The sequence below is a fragment of the Pseudonocardia halophobica genome (assembly GCF_050948485.1).
Classification (GTDB): Bacteria; Actinomycetota; Actinomycetes; order Mycobacteriales; family Pseudonocardiaceae; genus Pseudonocardia; species Pseudonocardia halophobica.
Genome location: NZ_CP192046.1, coordinates 215,580 through 233,871, shown reverse-complemented (window position 1 = coordinate 233,871; position 18,292 = coordinate 215,580). Strand labels below are relative to the sequence as shown.

The window sequence follows — 18,292 nt, the reverse complement described above, 5'->3', positions numbered from 1 at the left end:
TCGGCCCCACACCGAGGGAGGTGGGGACATGCCGCGGATCACGCCGCTGCCCGTCGACGAGTCCGGCAACGCGGTCACCAACAGCGTCCTGGCCAGGACGATGGGCCGGCGCCCCGAGATCCTGAAGGCCTTCGCCCGGCTCGACGCGGCGACCCGGTTCCACGGGCTGCTGCCGGCGTCCCTCAAGGAGGCGCTGCGCCGGGCCACCGCGGGCGAGATCGGGTGCGAGTACTGCGCGTCGCTGGACACCGGCGACCGTCCCGGCGCCGCCGACCGGCGCGAGTCGCTCGCCGTGGCCTTCGCCCAGCTCATCGCGCAGGACCCCGCCGGGATCACCGACGCCCAGTTCGACGTCCTGCGCGAGGAGTTCACCGAGGACGAGATCGTCGAGCTGGTCGCGTTCGTCTGCCTGGTCGGGGTGGCCGGCCAGATGTTCGGCGCGGTCATGGGGCTGGAGGCGGCCGATCCCGCGGAGGCGGCCGAGTACCAGCGGGTGATCTCCGGCCGTGGGTGACCGGCTGCGCGGCCTCGCCGTCGTGGTCACCGGCGCCGGGTCGGGGATCGGCCGGGCGGCCTCCGAGGCCTTCGCCGCGGAGGGGGCGGACCTCGTCCTCGCCGATCGCGACGCCGACGCAGTCGAGCAGGTCGCCAAGGAGACCGGCGGCCTCGCCGTCGCCACGGACGTCACGGACGAGGGCCAGGTCGCCGCGATGGCCGCGGCGGCCGTCGACGCCTTCGGCCGGATCGACGGCCTCTACGCGAACGCCGGGATCGACGGCGCGGGCCGCGCCCACGAGCTCACCCACACGCGGTGGTCCCAGGTGCTCGACGTGAACCTCACCGGCACCTGGCTCACGATCCGCGCGGTGCTCCCCGCCATGCTCGCCGCGGGCGGCGGCTCGATCGTCACGCAGGCCAGCACCGCGGCCCTGACGGGCGTGCCGGACCTGGCCGCCTACAGCGCGGCCAAGGGCGGCGTGACCGCCCTGACCAGGCAGATCGCCGTCGACTACGGCCGCGAGGGGATCCGGGCCAACGCGTTGTGCCCCGGCACGGTGTGGACCCCGCTGGTGGAGCGCACGTACGCCGCGCGCGGCGGGGACGCCACGTTCGGCTCGATGGACGCGATGCGGGAGCGGGCGGCGCGGGGCTATCCGCTGGGCCGCCTGGGCACCCCCGCCGAGATCGCCGCCTTCGCCCTGTTCCTGCTCTCCCCCGAGTCGTCCTGGATCAGCGGCGGCGTCTTCGCCGCGGACGGCGGCTACACCGCGCGCTGAACGCCCCCGAGAGGAGCAACGTCGTGACCGACGACCCGCTGCGCCCGCTCTACACCTACCTCGACCGCGTCGACGCCGGGGACGTCGACGCCATCGGCGCCCTGTTCACCGAGGACGGCGTCTACGACATCCTCAACACCGAGCACCGCGGACCGGCGGACATCGTCCGGTACCTGCGGACCGCCCTGTCCGCCTGGGAACGGACCAGCCACCACGCGAGCAACCCGTTGGTGGACGTCGACGGCGACACGGCCCGGATCTCCGCGAGCCTCTACGCGTACCACTCCGCCGACGAGACCGTCTGGCACTTCTGGGGCCGCTACACCCAGCGCCTCGTCCGCCGCGGCGACGGCTGGGCCATCGCCCACATGGCGTTGATCGGGATCGCGTCGGACCCGCCGGGCGATCCGGCGCAGTTCACCGGGCACCCCGACCGCCGGCCCGTGGAGGCGCCGTGACCCCGCCGCGCGGGATCGTCGCTGGTCGGCCGCAGTCGTGAGTGGCAACGCCCCTCCAGGGCAGTTGCCACTCACGGGTCACGCGAAGTGGACGTACTCGTAGTCGAAGGGCTGGCCGTTGATGCCGTTGGTCGGCGGGGCGATCCAGCCGGCGATCTTGCCGGGCTCGTAGACCGGGCGCATCAGGTTCTGTACGTGCGCCTTGTCGCCGGCGCTGGGCAGCCAGGAGTCCTCCTTGGCCTTCCACGCGTCCTCGCCGACGACCTCGCCCGAGGGCGTGACGTTGTGCTCGGAGAACAGCCCGACCTGCCGGTTGAAGCCCACGTGCGGCAGGTACAGCGACTCGCCGAAACCGTTCTTGGCCAGGATGCGGTTCCAGCGCTTGAGGCCGGACTGGCAGTCCTTGACGTACTCGTTGCGCAGGTCGAGGTTGAGCGCGAGCAGCGCGGACACCTCGTCGGTGGTCATCCGCCCGTCCTTGACGGTGTCGATCGTGAAGGCGTCCTCGGTGAGCCGATGGTCGTCCTTGCGGCGCTCCTCCTGCCAGCGGCCCTTGAGCCCGGCGGTGAAGTAGTTGGCCGCGTTCGTGGACTGCTCGGAGCCGAACAGGTCCAGCGACACCGAGTAGTGGAAGTTGATGTACTTCTGGATCACGTCCAGCGGGATGCCACCGTGCGGGGCGACGTCCTCGGTGTCGTGCTCGTGCATCAGCTCGCAGGTCCGCGTGACCACCCGGTCGATGCCGGTGGTGCCCACGAACATGTGGTGCGCCTCCTCCTTCAACATGAACTCGCAGGTGCGCGAGAGCGGGTCGAAGGCGGACTCCTTCAGCGTGCCGAGCTGGTACTTGCCGTCCCGGTCGGTGAAGTACGTGAACATGTAGAAGGACAGCCAGTCCGGCGTCTCCTCGTTGAACGCCCCGAGGATCCGCGGGCTGTCGACGTCGCCGGAGTTGCGTTGCAGCAGCGCCTCGGCCTCCTCGCGGCCGTTGCGGCCGAAGTAGGCGTGCAGCAGGTACACCATCGCCCAGAGGTGCCGGCCCTCCTCCACGTTGACCTGGAAGAGGTTGCGCAGGTCGTAGAGCGACGGGGCGGTCTCGCCGAGCCGGCGCTGCTGCTCCACCGAGGCCGGCTCGGTGTCGCCCTGGATCACGATCAGCCGCTGCAGGTCGGCGCGGTACTCACCGGGCACCTGCTGCCAGACCGGCTCGCCCTTCTGCTCGCCGAAGGCGATCCGCCGGTCGTCGCCGCGCTCGGCGAGGAACACGCCCCACCGGTACTCCTCCATGGCGACGTGCCCGAACTGCGCCCAGCCCTCCTTGCCGACGTCGACCGCCGTGCGCAGGTAGACGTCCTGCGTCGGGACCGCCGGGCCCATCGTCTTCCACCAGTTGAGGAAGTTGGGCTGCCACGACTCCAGCGCACGCTGCAGCTTGCGGTCGCTCGCGAGGTCGACGTTGTTGGGGATCTTCTCGGAGTAGTCGATGCTCATGTGCTCACACCCGCTTGCGATCGAATTCGGCCTTGCGTCCCGTGCCGTACCTGCGCAGCGCCCCCTCCGGACCGGAGGCGTTGGGCCGCACGAAGATCCAGTTCTGCCAGGCGGTCAGCCGCCCGAAGATGCGCGTCTCCATCGTCTCCGGGCCGACGAACCGGTGGTTGGCCTCCATGCCGGTCAGCGCGTCCGGGGACAGCGACGCCCGCTCCTCCAGCATGATCCGGATCTCGTCGTCCCAGTCGATGTCGTCCGGGGCGTCGGTGACCAGACCCAGTTCGAGGGCCTCGCGGGCCTCGATCCGCCGGTCGGTCTCCTGCCGCAGCTTGGCGACGTGGTCGTCGTCGCCCCAGAACCTGCTGGCGAGCCGGGACAGGCCGTTGCTCATCGGGAAAGCGCCGAAGTTGCCGGCCGACAACATGATCTGGGCCTCGTCGCCCTGCTCGGAGTCGTCCTCGTCCAGGGTCCCGTCGAGCATGTACTGCCGGTCGCAGGCCAGCGCCAGCTCCAGCAGCGCGCCGGCGAAGCAGGAGCCGGGCTCGATCAGCGCGATCAGCGAGCGCGAGGTCACGTCGAGCCGCTTGAGCACCCGCTTGAAGTAGTGCCGGATCTCGTTGACCAGCCAGTCGTCGCGCGAGTGCTCGGCGATGAGCCGCTCGAAGGCCAGCGCGTCCTCGACCTCGCCGCGCGTGCGGATCAGCCACGTGCCCAGCTCGAGCTCGTTGGCGCGCAGCCGCAGGATCAGGTCGTCGAGCTCACGGGTCATGGCCAGCGGCCAGAACGCCTCGCCCAGCTCGTGCACCCGCTCCAGGGACTCCGGCACCCCGCCGTCCGGCCCGGACACGGTGATCTCGACGAGGCCGCGGGCGCGGTCGAAATCGGCCCTGACGTACCGGTACGCGATCCGGTCCGCCGTCACGTCGGGCTCCAGCGGGGGCAGCGCGACACCCTGCGCGTCCGTCGGGCGGGACGACGCGGCGGCGGCCTCCCGCGCCCGCTCGGCCACCGTCTCGGCCCACACCCGCTTCGGGATCGTCTCGTCGACGAGCTTCCACTCCACGGCCTGCTTGCCGCGGATCCCCTCGGCGCGGGTGGCGAACACGTCCGCCCGGTCCTTGCGCACCTTGCGCTTGTCCGTGACCCGGGTCAGCCCGCCGGTGCCGGGCAGCACGCCCAGCAGCGGGACCTCGGGCAGCGAGACGGCGGAGGAGTTGTCGTCGATCAGGAGGATCTTGTCGCAGGCCAGGGCGAGCTCGTAGCCGCCGCCGGCCGCGGTGCCGTTGACCGCCGCGATCCAGGTCTGGCCGGAGTTCTCGGTGGCGTCCTCGATGCCGTTGCGGGTCTCGTTGGTGAACTTGCAGAAGTTCACCTTCCACGGGTGCGAGCTCTGCGCCAGCATCCGGATGTTGGCGCCCGCGCAGAAGTTCTTGTCCTTCGCGCTGGTCACGACCACGGCACGCACGCCGGGGTGCTCGAACCGCAGCCGCTGGGTGGCGTCGTAGAGCTCGATGTCCACGCCCAGGTCGTACGAGTTCATCTTCAGCTCGTAGCCCGGCACGATGCCCGCCGTCTCGTCGACGTCGAGGGTCAGCGTGGCCACCTCGCCGTCGACCTCGAGCCGCCAGTGCCGGTACGCGTCGGGCGACGTGGCGAAGGAGACCTCGGGTACCTGCTCCTCGCCGGACGGGTCGCTCACTCGGGGCCTCCTGTCGTCGCTGCCAGGTCGGGAAGGGATACCTCGTGCGGTGGTACCCGACACTCTACAACGCTGAGGCTGAGCGTCAACGATCTGTGGAACGTCTGAACGAGCCGCGATGCCGCCTTCGGCGCCGGCCGACTCTGCGCCGGTCGGCGCGACCCCGACGCACGACACGTGGTCGAATGGAGGCCGTGGGTGACGAGCGCGCACAGGCCGGCCCGGAGCAGCTCCCGGCGCCGGAGGCCCTCCTCGCCGCGCCGGGGTACGTCGCGCGGCGGCTGCACAGCGCCTACACCGCGGCCTGGCAGCGCCACGTCGACCCGCTCCTCACCGGCCCGCAGTTCGCGGTGCTGACCGCGGTCGACGCCTACCCCGGCGTCGAGCAGGGGTCACTGGCCCGGGCCGTCGCGCTCGACCGGTCCACGATGGCGAGCATCGTGCGCCGGCTCGAGGACCGCGGGTTGATCACGCGGGTCACGCCGCCCGAGGACGGGCGCAAGCGGCTGCTACACCTCACCGAGACGGGCTCGACGACCCTGCAGCAGGCCTACGACAAGGCCCGGGCACTCGACAAGCTGCTGATGCGCGGCATCGAGCACGCCGAGGAGACCGCGCTGCTCACCCGGCTCAACGGCATCGCCGAGCACTGGGAGTCCCTGGTCGAGGACTGACCCGCGAGTCGGCACTTCCGGATCATCGAACCGCACATCTCCGCACGTCCCGGGATGTGTGACTCGGTGTCGCGGAACTGCCGACCCGCGGTGTCGGAGGGCGCGACTCGCGGCGATGACAGCGCGATCCGCGCCGTGTTGCCACTCGAGGAACTCGGGTTTCTGACGCGTTACAGCTTGCGTGACCCCTTGCGCTCCGGGATCGTCAGTGTTCGGATTATCTCTGCCGGGCGGCGCACAGCATCGCCCTGAGCTGCCGGATCACGGCGGCACCGGCGGGGACGGCGCACCGTCCAGAATGGATCTCACCCGGGAGGGCACGTGGCCAGCCAGTCGTTCACGGTCATCGTCGTCGGCGGCGGGCTCGGTGGTCTCACCACCGCGCTCGCGCTGCGTCGGCGGGGGCTGCGCACGGTCGTCCTCGAGCAGGCGGCCCAGCTCGGCGAGGTGGGTGCGGGCATCCAGACCGCGCCCAACGCCAGCCGCATCCTGTTCGGGCTGGGCCTGCGGAAGAAGATGCAGGCCATCCGCACCGCGCCCACCGACCAGGTGCGCCGGCGCTGGCAGGACGGCAGCATCATCGCCTCGCTGCCGCTGGGCGAGCGGGTGGTGCGCGAGTACGGCGCCCCGTACTGGCACTACCACCGCGCCGACCTGCACCGGATCCTGCTCGACGCCTGCCTGGACCCCGACGGCCCGGGCCCGGTGACCGAGGTCCACACCGACTCGGGCGTCGCGGAGGTGGACCGCACGGACCCGGTTCGCCCCGTCGCCGTCACGGCGGACGGCCGGCGCTTCGCCGGCGACGTCCTGGTCGGCGCGGACGGCATCCGCTCGCGGGTCCGCGACGCCGCCGGCTTCGACGACACGCTCGTCTTCTCCGGGGAGATGTGCTACCGCGCGCTGATCCCCGGCGACAAGATCGCGGCCGACCCCGCGACCCGCTTCCTGCTCGACCGCTTCCACTCCACGATCTGGTACGGGCCCGAGCGGCACCTCGTGCACTACTTCGTCCGCGGCGGGGAACATCTCAACGTGGTCGCGGTCGTCCCGAACACGCTCGACACCACCGACGCCTGGACGCTCCCGGCGACGGCGGACGAGCTCGTCGACGCCTTCCCCGGCTGGGACGACCGGGTCGCGGCCATGCTCTCCAAGGCCGAGGGGGACGCGTCGAAGTGGGCGCTGTTCCGCCGCCGGCGCGACCCGGTGTGGGTCGACGGCCGGGTCGCCCTGCTCGGCGACGCCTGCCACGCGATGCTGCCCTACCAGGCCCAGGGCGCCTCGCAGGCCATGGAGGACGCCGCCGTCCTGGCCGAGGAGCTCGGTGCCGTGACCCGCGACGGCATCGACGCGGCGCTGGTCCGCTACGTCAACCGCCGGGCCACGCACGCCGGCATGGTCCAGGACGCCTCCCTGGAGAACATGCGCTTCTACCACCTGCCCGACGGCCCGGAGCAGCGCGAACGCGACGCGCAGCTGGCCGACTTCCGGGGCGAGTCGGACGTCTCGTACGACTGGCTCTGGGGCGGTTCGCCGCTGAACGACCCCGACACCGAGTCCCACTCCTACCCGTTCGCCCGCTGACCGCACCCCACCGGAACCGGAGCACACCATGCGTACAGGCGACCAGGTCGTCCAGGACCTCCCGTGGAAGTGGGGGGTGCAGGGAAGGATCTTCGTCATCGGCGGTCTCGGGTACATGTTCGACGCCTGGGACGTCTCCCTGAACGGCTTCCTCACCCCGCTGCTCGGCACCGAGTTCGGGCTCTCCACCGGCCAGCGCGGCCTCGTCGCGACGGCCAACCTGATCGGCATGGCGGTCGGCGCCATCGCCTGGGGCACGATCGCCGACCGGATGGGCCGCAAGAAGGCCTTCTCGATCACCCTGATGATCTTCGCGCTGTTCTCCGTGCTGGGCGCGCTGTCGCCGAGCTGGGAGATCTTCCTGGTGCTGCGCTTCCTGGCCGGCGTCGGGCTGGGCGGCTGCATCCCGGTGGACTACGCGATCGTCAGCGAGTTCTCCCCGAAGAAGCAGCGCGGCCGGGTGCTGGCCGCGATGGACGGCTGGTGGCCGATCGGGACCACGCTCGCCGGCGTCACGGCCACGTTCCTCGTGCCCGTCGGCGGCAACTGGCGCTGGATGCTCGCGCTGATGGTGCTGCCCGCCATCCTGCTGTTCTGGGTGCGCCGCGGCGTGCCGGAGTCGCCGCTCTACCTGGCCCGCACCGGGCGGGAGGCCGAGGCCCGGGCCGTGATCGACGACATGGTGCGACGCACCGGCGCCACGCCCGAGCCGTACGAGATCCCGGCCGTGGTGCCGGAGGCCGCCGCGTCGCGCAAGAAGGGCCTGACGGCCGCGTTCGACCAGCTCCGCCTGGTGTGGGCCTACAACCCGATCGTCACCGGCGTGGCCTGGGCGCTGTTCATCTCGGTCATGGTCGTCTACTACGCGGCGCTGTCCTGGATGCCGTCGATCCTGCGGGCGCAGGGCATGGGCGAGGTCGCGGCCTTCGGCTCCACGACCGTCATGAACGCGGTCGGCATCCTGGGCGTGATCACCTCCGTGCTGCTCGTCGAGGTGGTCGGCCGCAAGTGGGTGATCGGTGTCGCCGCCCCGCTCGCCGCCGTCGCGCTGCTGGTCTTCTCACTGGTCCTGGGCTCGTCGACGGCGGCCATCGCGATGATCGCGGTGTTCGGGTTCTTCGCCCTCGTGGTCATCCCCGTCATGTACGCCTACGTCTCCGAGCTCTACCCGACCGAGCTGCGGGCCAGCGGCTTCGGCTGGGCCTCCTCGATGAGCCGCGCGGTCACCGGCTTCGTGCCGCTGATCTTCGGCAGCGTGCTCTGGCCGATCCTGGGCCTGCCGCTGACCTTCGCGCTGATGGCGGTCGTGGTGTTCGGCGCCGTGATCTACATGGCGGTCGGCGCGCCGGAGACCAAGGGCCGCGAGCTCGACCGGATCACCGGGTCCGAGGAGGTCACCGGGGCCGAGGCACCGGCCACGGACGCGTCACCGGCCACCGGCGCCGTCCGCTCGTGAAGCCCGCCGCCTTCGAGTACCACCGCGCCCGCTCCGTGGCGGGCGCGGTGGGGCTCCTCACCGAGCTCGGCGACGACGCCAAGGTCGTCGCCGGGGGCCAGAGCCTGGTCGCGATGATGAACTTCCGGCTGGCCCGCCCCGAGCACCTGGTCGACATCACGCACATCGACGGGCTCTCCGGGATCCGACGGGAGGGCGACACCCTGCGGATCGGGGCGCTCACCACGCACCGCGCCGTCGAGAAGGCGGAGCTCGGCGACTTCGGCGTGCTGTCCCGGGCGATGCGGTGGGTGGGGCACCTGCCGATCCGCACCCGCGGCACGGTGGGCGGCAGCATCGCGCACGCCGACGCCACCGCGGAGTGGTGCCTGCTCGCCGTCCTGCTGGAGGCCCTGATCGTCGCCGAGGGGCCGGCCGGCCGCCGGGAGATCCCGGCCGGGGAGTTCTTCCTGGGCCCCTTCACCACCGCCCTGGAGCCCGACGAGCTGATCGTCGAGCTCGTGTTCCCCCGCCCCGCCCCCCGGGCCGCCCTGACCGAGTACGCCGACCGCAAGGGCGACTTCGCCCTGGTCGCGGCGGCCGTCGACCTGGACGCCGACCGGGTGGTGCTGGGCGGCGTCGGTCCCACCCCCGTGAGTGCCGACTGCCCCTCCAGCGGCACTTCGCACTCACGACCCCCGGTGAGCTGGGCCGATGCCGCGGCGGAGGTCGCCGCGTCCCTGGAGCTGCGGGACGAGCCCGGGATCAGCGCGCACTACCGCCGGGGACTGGTCCGCACGCTCGCCGAACGCGCCTGCGAGGAGGCCTCCCGTGGCTGCTGAACCGACCCCGAGAAATCCGCACCTCCGCCGCGACGGCGCCTGGGTCGGCGCCTCGGTCCCCCGCCGCGAGGACCCGCGCCTGCTGGCCGGCCGCGGCCGGTTCGTCGACGACATCACCCTGCCCGGCATGCTGCACGCCCAGTTCGTCCGCAGCACCGAGGCCCACGCCGACCTTCTCGCCGTCGACCTCGACGAGGTCCGCGCGACGCCCGGCGTGGTCGCCGCCTACACCGCGGCGGACCTGGCCCTGGCCGACATCACGGCGGAGCTCGACCGCCCACCGCACGAGTTCGTGCCCACCGCCATGCCGGTCCTGGCCCGCGGCAAGGTGCGGTACGTCGGCGAGCCGATCGCGGTCGTCGTCGCGAAGGACCCGTACGCGGCGGAGGACGGCGTCGAGGCGGCCCTCGTGGAGTACGCGCCGCTCGAGCCCGTGGTGAGCGACCTCGGGGCCCTGGCGGAGGGCGCCCCGCTCGTGCACGCCGAGGCCCCGCGCAACACGCTGGTCGACGTCTCGCTCTTCGCCACCGAGGGCATCGACGACGTGTTCGACTCGGCTCCCGTGGTCGTCGAGGTCCGGAGCAAGACCGGCCGGCAGAACGCGCTCCCGCTGGAGACCCGCGGCGTCGTCGCCGACTGGGACGACCGGGACGAGCAGCTGCGCGTGCAGACCTGCTCGCAGGTCCCCCACCAGGTGCGGACGGTGCTGGCGCGGTGCGTCGGGCTGGACGAGAAGCAGGTCCGGGTGACCGTGCCGGACATGGGCGGCGGGTTCGGGCAGAAGTGCGTGGTCGGGCGCGAGGAGATCGCCGCCGCGGCCGCCGCCCTGCGCCTGCGCCGGCCCGTCAAGTGGATCGAGGACCGGCGCGACGCGCTCACCGCCGCCTTCCTCGCCCGCGAGCAGCGCTACACCGTCCGCGCGGCCTTCTCCGCCGACGGCGAGATCCTCGGCCTGGACGCCGACGTCGTCTGCGACATGGGCGCCTACTCCTGCTACCCGTTCACGGCCGGAATCGAGCCGCTGATGGCGTCGGCCGAGATGCCGAGCGTCTACCGCGTGCCGGCCTACCGGGTGCGTGGTCGGGCGGTCACCACGAACAAGGCGCCGACCGCGCCCTACCGCGGGGTGAGCCGGCCGCAGTACGTGATGGTGGTCGAGCGGATCTTCGAGAAGGCCGCCCGGGCGCTCGGGATGGACGCCGTGGCGCTGCGGCGCCGCAACGTGATCACCGTCTTCCCGTACACGGGCGTCAACAACATCACCTACGACCCGGGCTCCTACCTGGAGTCGCTCGACCTCTGCGAGGCGACGTTGCGCGAGGAGGGCTGGTTCTCCCGTCGCTCGGACGACAAGAAGGTGATCGGGATCGGCTTCGCCTGCTTCTCGGAGCGGACGGGCTACGGTTCCGGCGCCTTCGCGCAGCGGAAGATGCAGGTCGTGCCGGGCTTCGACATCTCCGAGATCCGGATGGACCTCAACGGCACGGTCTCCGTCACCACGGGCACGCTGTCACACGGGCAGAGCCACGAGACCACGATGGCGCAGATCGTCGCCGACCGGCTCGGCATCCCGTACGACAGGGTGAAGATCGTCCAGGGCGACACGGACCGGATCACCTACGGCTGGGGCTCGTTCGCCTCCCGGTCGATCACCATCGGCGGCAGTGCCGTCGCGGCGGCGTCGGTGAAGCTCGGCGACCAGCTGCGGGAGATCGCGGCGCACCTGCTCTCCGGCGATCCGGAGGCGGCGGTGCTGGAGGACGGCGGGGTCCGGGTCGGCTCGTCCTGGCTGTCGTACGCGGACATCGCGGACGTGGCCTACCTCAAGGCGCACCTGCTGCCCAAGGGCGTCGGGCCGGGGCTGTCGGCCACGGCGAGCTTCGACGTCGGCGGCGACGGGACCTTCTCCAACGCGACGCACGGCTGCGTCGTCGAGCTGGACCCGGGCACCGGCGGCGTCGAGATCCTGCGGTACGTCTGCGTCGAGGACTGCGGGGTGGCGATCCACCCGCAGGTCGTCGAGGGGCAGGCGCGCGGCGGGATCGCGCAGGGCATCGCCGGGGCGCTGTTCGAGGAGGTCCGGTACGACGAGGCCGGCCAGCCCCTCGCCCCGAGCTTCATGGAGTACAAGGTCCCGACCGCGATGGAGATCCCGGACGTGCGCATCGAGCACCTCGAGACGCCGTGCGCGTTCACCGAGAACGGGGCCAAGGGCGCGGGCGAGGGCGGCACGATCGGCGCTCCGGCCGCGGTGCTCAACGCCGTCAACGACGCCCTGCGGCACACCGGCGTCGAGCTCGACGACACCCCGATCCCCCGCGAGGCGATCTTCCGCGCATTGGAGACGTCATGATCCAGTTGATGGAGCTCACCGTGAACGGCGAGCGGCACGACCTCGCGATCGAGCCGCGCCGCACCCTGGTCGACGTCCTGCGCCACGACCTGGGGCTGACCGGCACGCACGTCGGCTGCGAGCACGGGATCTGCGGGGCCTGCACGGTGCTGGTCGACGGCGCGCCGGCCCGGGCCTGCCTGATCTTCGCGGCGCAGGTGGAGGGCGCGGAGATCCGGACGGTGGAGTCGCTCTCGCCGGAGGGCGGGCTGAACGACCTCCAGCAGTGCTTCTCCGAGCACCACGGGCTGCAGTGCGGCTTCTGCACCCCGGGGATGCTCATGCTGGCCGAGGGCTACCTCGCCGAGGAGCCGGAGCCCACGACCGAGGAGATCCGCGAGGTCGTCGCCTCGAACCTCTGTCGCTGCACCGGCTACCAGACGATCGTGGAGGCGATCGACGACTGCGCCTCCCGCCGCCGGGCGGCGTTCCAGGAGCAACTCGACGGGAGCAGGGTATGAGTCTGCACGGGTCCGAGACGGACGCGACCTACGACCGGGCGGGCTTCGGCGCGCCCGTACGCCGCGGCGAGCGGCCCGCGATCGTCGTCGTGGACCTGACGAAGGGGTTCACCGACCCCGCGTACCCGACGGGCGCGGACCTGACCGACGTCGTCGCGGCGACCTCGCAGCTGGTCACGGCCGCCGCCTCGGTGGAGGTCCCCGTCGTCTACACGACGATCGGGTACACGCACGCCGAGATGGAGACCGTGGTCTGGCTGGACAAGGCGCCGGGGATGCGGGCGCTGGCCGTCGGGTCGGAGGCGGTGGAGATCGACTCCCGGCTGCCCTTCTCGGACGCCGACCACCTGATCATGAAGAAGGGCGCGTCCGGGTTCTTCGGCACCGGGTTGGCGGCGCTGCTGGCGTCTCTCAAGGTGGACACCGTGATCGTGTGCGGTGCCACGACCAGCGGATGCGTGCGGGCCACGGCGGTGGATGCGCTGCAGTCCGGTTATCCGGTGCTGGTCCCGCGGGAGTGCGTGGGCGACCGGGCCTCCGGTCCTGCCGAGGCGAACCTCTTCGACATCCAGGCGAAGTACGGGGACGTCATCTCGCTCGACGACGCCCTGGCGTACGTGGGAGGACTGAAGTGACCCGTGTCGTGCGGCAGGACGCGCTGGCCGACCTGGCGGACGTCCCCGCGACGTCCCGGTGGGTGCGCAACGGATCCCTCCGGCTGCACCTGCTCGACTACGGCGGCTCCGGCGTGCCGATCGTGATCGTCCCGGGCATCACGAGCCCCGCGATCACGATGGACTTCGTGGCGCGGGCGCTGGTCGACCTGGGCCGGCCCGTCGTCGTCGACGTCCGGGGGCGCGGGCTGTCGGACTCCGGGGACTCGTACACGCTCGCGGACTACGCCTCGGACACCCTCACCGTGCTGGACGGGCTGGACGACCGGGTCGTCGTCGGGCACTCGATGGGTGCGCGGATCGCGGCCGCGACGGCGGTGCGGCGGCCCCTGCGCGGCACGGTCCTGGTCGACCCGCCGATGAGCGGGCCGGATCGCGGGCCGTACCCGACGACGCTGGAAGCCTTCCTCGGCCAGCTCGACGAGGCCGAGCGCGGGACGACGGCGGACGAGGTCGCCCGCTCGTGGCCCCGGTGGCCACGGCGGGAGCAGGAGCTGCGGGCGCGGTGGCTGTCGAGCTGCTCGCGCACGGCGATCGCGGAGACCCATCGCGGTTTCGAGACCGAGGACTTCTTCGACGTCTGGCCGTCGGTCCCGGCTCCCACGACGTTGCTGTACGGCGCCGACTCCCCCGTCGTCACGGCGGAGGGGGCCAAGGAGGCGCAGGCGACCAACCCCTCCGCATCGCTGGTCGAGATCCCGGACGCCGGGCACATGGTGTTCTGGGACAACCCGGACGCCGCCCTGCGACTCCTCCGGGAAGCCCTCCACCCCCTCACCTGACGCCGCAGTGCCGCGAGTCGGGAGCTCTGGCACCGCAAGTCGGGACTTCCGGTACCGCGAGTCGGGACTTCCGACACGGCGAGTCGGGAGCGCTGGCACCGCAAGTCGGGAGCTCTGGCACCGCGAGTCGGGAGCGCTGGCACCGCAAGTCGGGAGCTCTGGCACCGCGAGTCGGGAGCGCTGGCACCGCAAGTCGGGAGCGCTGGCACCGCAAGTCGGGAGCGCTGGCACCGCAAGTCGGGAGCTCTGGCACCGCAAGTCGGGAGCGCTGGCACCGCAAGTCGGGAGCTCTGGCACCGCGAGTCGGGAGCTCTGTCACCGCGAGTCGGGAGCTCTGGCACCGCGAGTCGGGAGCTCTGGCACCGCGAGTCGGGAGCTCTGGCACCGCGAGTCGGCAGTTCCGGGTCATCGAACTACACATGTCGGGAGGCGTCCGCCCGGGAATAGGGATGCGCCCCGCCGGGCCCGGTGCCTAGCGTGATCACGCCCTGCTCCCCCGAGACCACGGACCGCACGATGACCACCGACGCCCGTATCCGCCGCGCCCTGACCAACTGCTCGAAGGGCGAGGCCGGCCGGCTGACCCTGCCGCCCGACGTCCGCGGGCTCGACCTCGACACGTTGGACGACGTCGTCGGGTGTGGCGGGACGCGAAGGCCCCGGACCGCGCGGTGCTGCTGGTCCCGGGCGCCGACGAGCCGATCGCGGTGATGCTCCGCGCCGCGTCGAACGCCGTCGGCGCGACCGCGATGTGCGCGCTGTGCCGCACCACCCACAGCGCGGGCGGCACGACCCTCTTCACCGCCGCACGCCGCGGCGGTAAGGGCCGCAACGGGAACACGGTCGGGACGTACGTCTGCGCCGACCTCGGCTGCCGTCACCACGTGCGGATCGAGAAGGCGACGGCGGCGCTGCGACCCGCGCCGGGGCTGACCGTCGACGAGCGCCGCGCCGGCCTGCGCGAACGGGCCGCGGCGTTCGTCGAGGAGGTCACGCGCTGATCCTTCCCGTCGCCGAGCAGGAGCTCAGGGTCGGATGATCACCAGATTCCGACCCTCGGCTCCTGGTGATCACGACGCGAAGGGGAAGGTCGCGACCGGCTCCCACGGCCCGCCGCGATAGCGCCACAGACCGAGCGCGACGACGGCGGTGCGCTCGGGCGGGTCGCCGGACAGCGCGGCGTGGAGGTCCCGGGCCTGCTCCGGCGGCACCTTGTTCTGGACGGTCACGTGCAGCTCGCGCTTTCCGCGGTCCTGCCGGGTCAGCCACGGGTCGAACGTCCGCGCGAGATCGGCGCGCAGGGCGAGCAGCACGGGCGCGTCGATGCGGAAGGCCACGCCGCGACCGAGCAATCGCGGCCCACCGACGACGGCGTCGAGCGGCTCCCGCCGAACCGCGTCGGTCAGGGCCGCAGCGACCTGCGCTTCCTGCTCGCCGGGCAGTGCGTGGAAGAGCGTGACGTGGGCGTCGAGATGGTTCCGTTCGGGCGGGAAGTGTCTGCGCCGCAGCGTGTTCAGCCGGGACTGCGCGGGCTCGTCGAGCACGGCCGTGACGACGAGCGGGTCCACGTCCCCACCCTGCACGCTCCTCCGCCGGTCCGCGTCGGCGGGGTCGCGTCCTCCCGACATGTGCATCTCGATGACCCGAAGCTGTCGACTCGCGGTGCCAGAGCTCCCGACTCGCGGTGCCACAGCTCCCGACTCGCGGTGCCACAGCTCCCGACTCGCGGTGCCACAGCTCCCGACTCGCGGTGCCACAGCTCCCGACTCGCGGTGCCACAGCGCGACCCCGCGGGAAATCCTCGCTGTCCACCCCTGGGTGGAGATCCGAGGTCCCACCCGCGGGTGGACGCCCGGAAGCCCGGCCGTGCCTAGCGTCGTCGGCATGCGTGGAGGACCGATGCGGCGGGCCGATCTCCTGCTCGGGATCGTGGCCCCGATCGCCGCGTACTGGGTGCTCACCGCGCTCGGCGCGCCCGACCTGACCGCGTTGGCCTGGGGCGTACTGTTCCCGCTGGCCGGCGTGGTGGTCGGGATCGCGCGCGAGCGACGGGTCGACGTGCTCGCCGCCCTTTCCCTCGGTGCGATCGCCGTGAGCCTGGCCGGGGCGCTGCTCCTGCACAGCGCGACGTTCCTGCTGGTCAAGGAGTCGCTCGTGACCGGCGTGATCGGGGTGGGGTTCCTCGGCTCGCTGCTCGCGCGGCGCCCCCTGCCCGTCCTGCTCCTGCGCGGGCGGCCCGGGGCGGCCGAGGTGATGGAGGCCCGGTGGGTGGATCCGGGGTTCCGTCGCGCGCTCCGGGGGATCACGATCGTGTGGGGGTGCGCGCTGCTCGCCGAGGCGGGCCTGCGCGTGGTCCTGGCCCTGTTCGTGCCACCGGGGGTGCTGATGGTCGTCTCACCGCTGCTCGCGGCCGCCGTACTCGGCCCGGTCGCGCTGTGGACCGCCCGCCGGCGGGGCGCCCTGCGCCGCACGCCGGTCCCCGTTCCCGCCTGACGACCCGCCCCGAGGAGGACCGATGACCACCACGATCCCGCAGCTGCCCTTCGCCCGCCCCGGCGTGCTGGACATCGCGCCGCTCTATGCCGAGCTGCGCGAACGCACCCCGATCTGCGCGGTGCGCACCGCGACCGGCGACCCCGCGTGGCTGGTCACGGGGCACGCCGAGTGCCGCACGCTGTTCGCCGACCCGCGGCTGGGCCGGTCCCATCCTCACCCCGAGCGCGCCTCCCGGGTGTCCGGCTCGGCGATCCTGGGCGGGCCGATGATGGGCGACCCCGAGACCGAGCGCGAGCAGCACGCGCTGATGCGCCGCCTCCTCGCCCCGGCCTTCTCCGCCCGCCGCATGCTGCGCCTGCGGGAGCACGTCGACGAGCTCGTCGGGCGGGCGCTCGACGCCCTCCAGGCCGCCGGCTCACCCGCCGACCTGCACGAACACCTCGCGCTGCCGGTGCCGATCCTCGTCATCTGCGAGCTGCTCGGGGTGCCGTACGAGGACCGGAGCCGGTTCCGTGCCTGGTCGGAGGGCGCGGGGCGGCTCGACGACCGCGAGGCCGCCCAGCAGTCCCTCCAGGCCCTGGTCGGCTACGTCCACGGCCTGGTGGCGCGCAAGCGCGAGGAGCCGGGCGAGGACGTGCTCAGCGACCTCGCCGCGTCCGGCCCGGAGCACGACTGGCAGAGCGCCGCCCTGGCCGCGGCCCTGCTCTTCGCCGGCCACGAGACCACGGTGACCCGCATCGACGTCGGCACGGCGCTCCTGCTGCAGCATCCCGGGCACTGGGCCGCGCTGGCCGCCGATCCCTCGCTGGTGCCGGACACCGTCGAGGAGATCCTGCGGCTGGCCGCGCCGGGCGGCAGCGGGCTGCCCCGCTACGCGCACGCGGACGTCGAGATCGGCGGTGTGACGATCCGGACCGGCGACTGCGTGGTCCTCGCCCCCGCGGCAGCCAACCGGGACCCGGACGCGTTCGCCGAGCCCGAGCGCTTCGACCCGGGTCGCGCCGACGCCCGCAGCCACCTCTCCTTCGGTCATGGACCGCGCTACTGCATCGGCGCGAGCCTCGCCCGGGTGGAGCTGCAGGCCGTGTTCACGGCGCTCCCGGCCCGCTTCCCCGGGCTGCGCCTGGACCGCCCGGTCGAGGCGCTGCCGTTGCGGGCCGACCTGCTCACCGGCGGCCTCGACGCCCTGCCGGTCGCCTGGTGAGAGGCCCGGAGCCCGTCCACCCACGTCACCCGAGGTCGTGAGTGGCAACTGCCCTGGAGGGGCAGTTGCCACTCACGGTGCCAGGAGGCGACCGGCGTTCGGGACCTCGGGTGGGAGGCCCAGCTCCTGCAGGATCCGGTAGGTGGTCGCGGTGGCCGCGGAGAGCACCGGGATGCCGATCTCGTCCTCGACCGGCTGGATCGAGGGCAGGGACGGCATCTGGACGCAGCAGCTGAGCACCAGCGCCTCGGCGCGGGACAGGTCCAGCTCGCGGCGGTGTTTCCGCAGGTCGGCCGGGTCGAGCCGGGCGACGGCGAGGTTGTCCGGCACCTCCAGCGACAGCGAGTCGACCACCTCGACGCCGGCCGCCTCCAGGTACTCGACCACGGCCTGGGTCAGCGGCTTCACGTACGGCGTGATGATCGCGACCCGGGACGCGCTCAGGGCGGCGATGCCGTCGAGCAGCGCCCCGGCCGAGGAGATCACCGGGGCCTGCGCGCCCTCGGCCCGCAGCGCCGCGGTGATCGAGTCCTCCGCGGTGCAGTGGTAGCCGGGGCCCTGGGCCATGATCGCGACCAGGCAGGCCGTGGCGACGACGTCCGGGCGGGCGTCGGCCAGCTCGGTCGCCGCCCGCTCGGCCTGCGCGTTCATCGCGCGCAGCTGCTCGGGCGTGACGTGCTGCATCCGGGCCCGCGCGGCGTGGAACACGAACCGGTCCTCGCCGAAGACCTCCTCGCGGGCGCGCAGCATGCGCGGCAGCTCGGTCTCCATGGTGAGGTTCGAGCTCGGGACGATCATCCCGATGTGGTGGTCGGTCATC

19 protein-coding genes are annotated in these 18,292 nt (G+C 72.6%); 15 read left to right on the top strand and 4 right to left on the bottom strand.

Annotation, left to right across the window (positions count from 1 at the left end; all coding sequences use genetic code 11):
- Positions 1-28 precede the first annotated feature (28 nt).
- From ACQP04_RS01185 to ACQP04_RS01175, 3 genes are read left to right on the top strand one after another with little or no spacing between them, the layout of a single operon-like run.
- On the top strand, positions 29-514 hold the full coding sequence (locus ACQP04_RS01185; protein WP_433505241.1) for a carboxymuconolactone decarboxylase family protein: 486 nt from the start codon (positions 29-31) through the stop codon (positions 512-514).
- Positions 507-1,277, top strand: a complete 771-nt coding sequence (locus ACQP04_RS01180; RefSeq protein ID WP_433505240.1) for an SDR family NAD(P)-dependent oxidoreductase — start codon at positions 507-509, stop codon at positions 1,275-1,277. Before ACQP04_RS01185 ends, ACQP04_RS01180 begins: the two co-directional genes overlap by 8 nt.
- A 23-nt stretch (positions 1,278-1,300) precedes the next feature.
- Positions 1,301-1,735 carry a nuclear transport factor 2 family protein gene (locus ACQP04_RS01175; RefSeq protein WP_433505239.1) on the top strand — a complete coding sequence of 145 codons (435 nt, stop codon included), beginning with the start codon at positions 1,301-1,303 and terminating at the stop codon, positions 1,733-1,735.
- A 78-nt stretch (positions 1,736-1,813) separates the two neighbouring features.
- On the opposite strand, the gene boxB is transcribed toward ACQP04_RS01175, so the two are convergent.
- Positions 1,814-3,226 carry a benzoyl-CoA 2,3-epoxidase subunit BoxB gene (boxB, locus tag ACQP04_RS01170; protein WP_433505238.1) on the bottom strand — a complete coding sequence of 471 codons (1,413 nt, stop codon included), beginning with the start codon at positions 3,224-3,226 and terminating at the stop codon, positions 1,814-1,816.
- 4 nt (positions 3,227-3,230) lie between these two features.
- Positions 3,231-4,925: a 2,3-epoxybenzoyl-CoA dihydrolase gene (gene boxC, locus ACQP04_RS01165; RefSeq protein WP_433505237.1), complete on the bottom strand. Its 1,695-nt coding sequence runs from the start codon at positions 4,923-4,925 to the stop codon at positions 3,231-3,233.
- Positions 4,926-5,110: 185 nt separating this feature from the next.
- Between boxC and ACQP04_RS01160 the strand changes: the two genes are divergently transcribed.
- From ACQP04_RS01160 to ACQP04_RS01115, 10 genes are all read left to right on the top strand, one after another.
- A complete protein-coding gene (locus tag ACQP04_RS01160; protein ID WP_433505236.1) occupies positions 5,111-5,599 on the top strand; it encodes a MarR family winged helix-turn-helix transcriptional regulator in 489 nt (162 codons plus the stop codon).
- Positions 5,600-5,920: 321 nt separating this feature from the next.
- The gene (locus ACQP04_RS01155; RefSeq protein ID WP_433505235.1) at positions 5,921-7,186 is read left to right on the top strand and encodes an FAD-dependent monooxygenase; all 1,266 of its coding nucleotides are present in this window, start codon (positions 5,921-5,923) and stop codon (positions 7,184-7,186) included.
- Positions 7,187-7,214: 28 nt separating this feature from the next.
- Entirely contained in the window at positions 7,215-8,642 is a 1,428-nt protein-coding gene (locus ACQP04_RS01150) for an MFS transporter (protein ID WP_433505234.1), read from the top strand.
- The gene (locus ACQP04_RS01145; protein ID WP_433505233.1) at positions 8,639-9,463 is read left to right on the top strand and encodes an FAD binding domain-containing protein; all 825 of its coding nucleotides are present in this window, start codon (positions 8,639-8,641) and stop codon (positions 9,461-9,463) included. Before ACQP04_RS01150 ends, ACQP04_RS01145 begins: the two co-directional genes overlap by 4 nt.
- A complete protein-coding gene (locus ACQP04_RS01140) occupies positions 9,453-11,816 on the top strand; it encodes a xanthine dehydrogenase family protein molybdopterin-binding subunit (RefSeq protein WP_433505232.1) in 2,364 nt (787 codons plus the stop codon). Before ACQP04_RS01145 ends, ACQP04_RS01140 begins: the two co-directional genes overlap by 11 nt.
- An 8-nt stretch (positions 11,817-11,824) precedes the next feature.
- Positions 11,825-12,316 (top strand): (2Fe-2S)-binding protein, encoded by a 492-nt coding sequence (locus tag ACQP04_RS01135; protein WP_433505231.1) that lies wholly within the window; start codon positions 11,825-11,827, stop codon positions 12,314-12,316.
- Complete coding sequence (locus ACQP04_RS01130) at positions 12,313-12,951, top strand: isochorismatase family protein (protein WP_433505230.1); 639 nt, start codon at positions 12,313-12,315, stop codon at positions 12,949-12,951. The genes ACQP04_RS01135 and ACQP04_RS01130 overlap by 4 nt, the downstream gene beginning before the upstream one ends.
- Positions 12,948-13,772 carry an alpha/beta fold hydrolase gene (locus ACQP04_RS01125; RefSeq protein ID WP_433505229.1) on the top strand — a complete coding sequence of 275 codons (825 nt, stop codon included), beginning with the start codon at positions 12,948-12,950 and terminating at the stop codon, positions 13,770-13,772. The genes ACQP04_RS01130 and ACQP04_RS01125 overlap by 4 nt, the downstream gene beginning before the upstream one ends.
- Before the next feature lie 477 nt (positions 13,773-14,249).
- A complete protein-coding gene (locus ACQP04_RS01120; RefSeq protein ID WP_433505228.1) occupies positions 14,250-14,483 on the top strand; it encodes a hypothetical protein in 234 nt (77 codons plus the stop codon).
- Entirely contained in the window at positions 14,444-14,773 is a 330-nt protein-coding gene (locus ACQP04_RS01115; protein WP_433505227.1) for an FBP domain-containing protein, read from the top strand. Before ACQP04_RS01120 ends, ACQP04_RS01115 begins: the two co-directional genes overlap by 40 nt.
- Positions 14,774-14,842: 69 nt before the next feature.
- On the opposite strand, the gene ACQP04_RS01110 is transcribed toward ACQP04_RS01115, so the two are convergent.
- Entirely contained in the window at positions 14,843-15,340 is a 498-nt protein-coding gene (locus ACQP04_RS01110; protein ID WP_433505226.1) for a 2'-5' RNA ligase family protein, read from the bottom strand.
- Between the two features lie 316 nt (positions 15,341-15,656).
- Between ACQP04_RS01110 and ACQP04_RS01105 the strand changes: the two genes are divergently transcribed.
- Both ACQP04_RS01105 and ACQP04_RS01100 read left to right on the top strand, forming a co-directional pair.
- Positions 15,657-16,265 carry a VC0807 family protein gene (locus ACQP04_RS01105; RefSeq protein WP_433505225.1) on the top strand — a complete coding sequence of 203 codons (609 nt, stop codon included), beginning with the start codon at positions 15,657-15,659 and terminating at the stop codon, positions 16,263-16,265.
- Positions 16,266-16,287: 22 nt separating this feature from the next.
- Positions 16,288-17,472 carry a cytochrome P450 gene (locus tag ACQP04_RS01100; RefSeq protein ID WP_433505224.1) on the top strand — a complete coding sequence of 395 codons (1,185 nt, stop codon included), beginning with the start codon at positions 16,288-16,290 and terminating at the stop codon, positions 17,470-17,472.
- Between the two features lie 72 nt (positions 17,473-17,544).
- Here the strand turns inward: ACQP04_RS01100 and ACQP04_RS01095 are convergent, their stop codons facing one another.
- Positions 17,545-18,291 carry a maleate cis-trans isomerase family protein gene (locus tag ACQP04_RS01095; protein WP_433505223.1) on the bottom strand — a complete coding sequence of 249 codons (747 nt, stop codon included), beginning with the start codon at positions 18,289-18,291 and terminating at the stop codon, positions 17,545-17,547.
- Position 18,292: the final 1 nt, after the last annotated feature.

Excerpts from the sequence above, each read along its gene's own strand:
- ACQP04_RS01185 (WP_433505241.1), top strand. The coding sequence starts at position 29 with ATGCCGCGGATCACGCCGCTGCCCGTCGACGAGTCCGGCAACGCGGTC.
- boxB (WP_433505238.1), bottom strand. The coding sequence starts at position 3,226 with ATGAGCATCGACTACTCCGAGAAGATCCCCAACAACGTCGACCTCGCG.
- ACQP04_RS01160 (WP_433505236.1), top strand. The coding sequence starts at position 5,111 with ATGGAGGCCGTGGGTGACGAGCGCGCACAGGCCGGCCCGGAGCAGCTC.
- ACQP04_RS01150 (WP_433505234.1), top strand. The coding sequence starts at position 7,215 with ATGCGTACAGGCGACCAGGTCGTCCAGGACCTCCCGTGGAAGTGGGGG.
- ACQP04_RS01135 (WP_433505231.1), top strand. The coding sequence starts at position 11,825 with ATGGAGCTCACCGTGAACGGCGAGCGGCACGACCTCGCGATCGAGCCG.
- ACQP04_RS01130 (WP_433505230.1), top strand. The coding sequence starts at position 12,313 with ATGAGTCTGCACGGGTCCGAGACGGACGCGACCTACGACCGGGCGGGC.
- ACQP04_RS01105 (WP_433505225.1), top strand. The coding sequence starts at position 15,657 with ATGCGTGGAGGACCGATGCGGCGGGCCGATCTCCTGCTCGGGATCGTG.
- ACQP04_RS01100 (WP_433505224.1), top strand. The coding sequence starts at position 16,288 with ATGACCACCACGATCCCGCAGCTGCCCTTCGCCCGCCCCGGCGTGCTG.
- ACQP04_RS01095 (WP_433505223.1), bottom strand. The coding sequence starts at position 18,291 with ATGACCGACCACCACATCGGGATGATCGTCCCGAGCTCGAACCTCACC.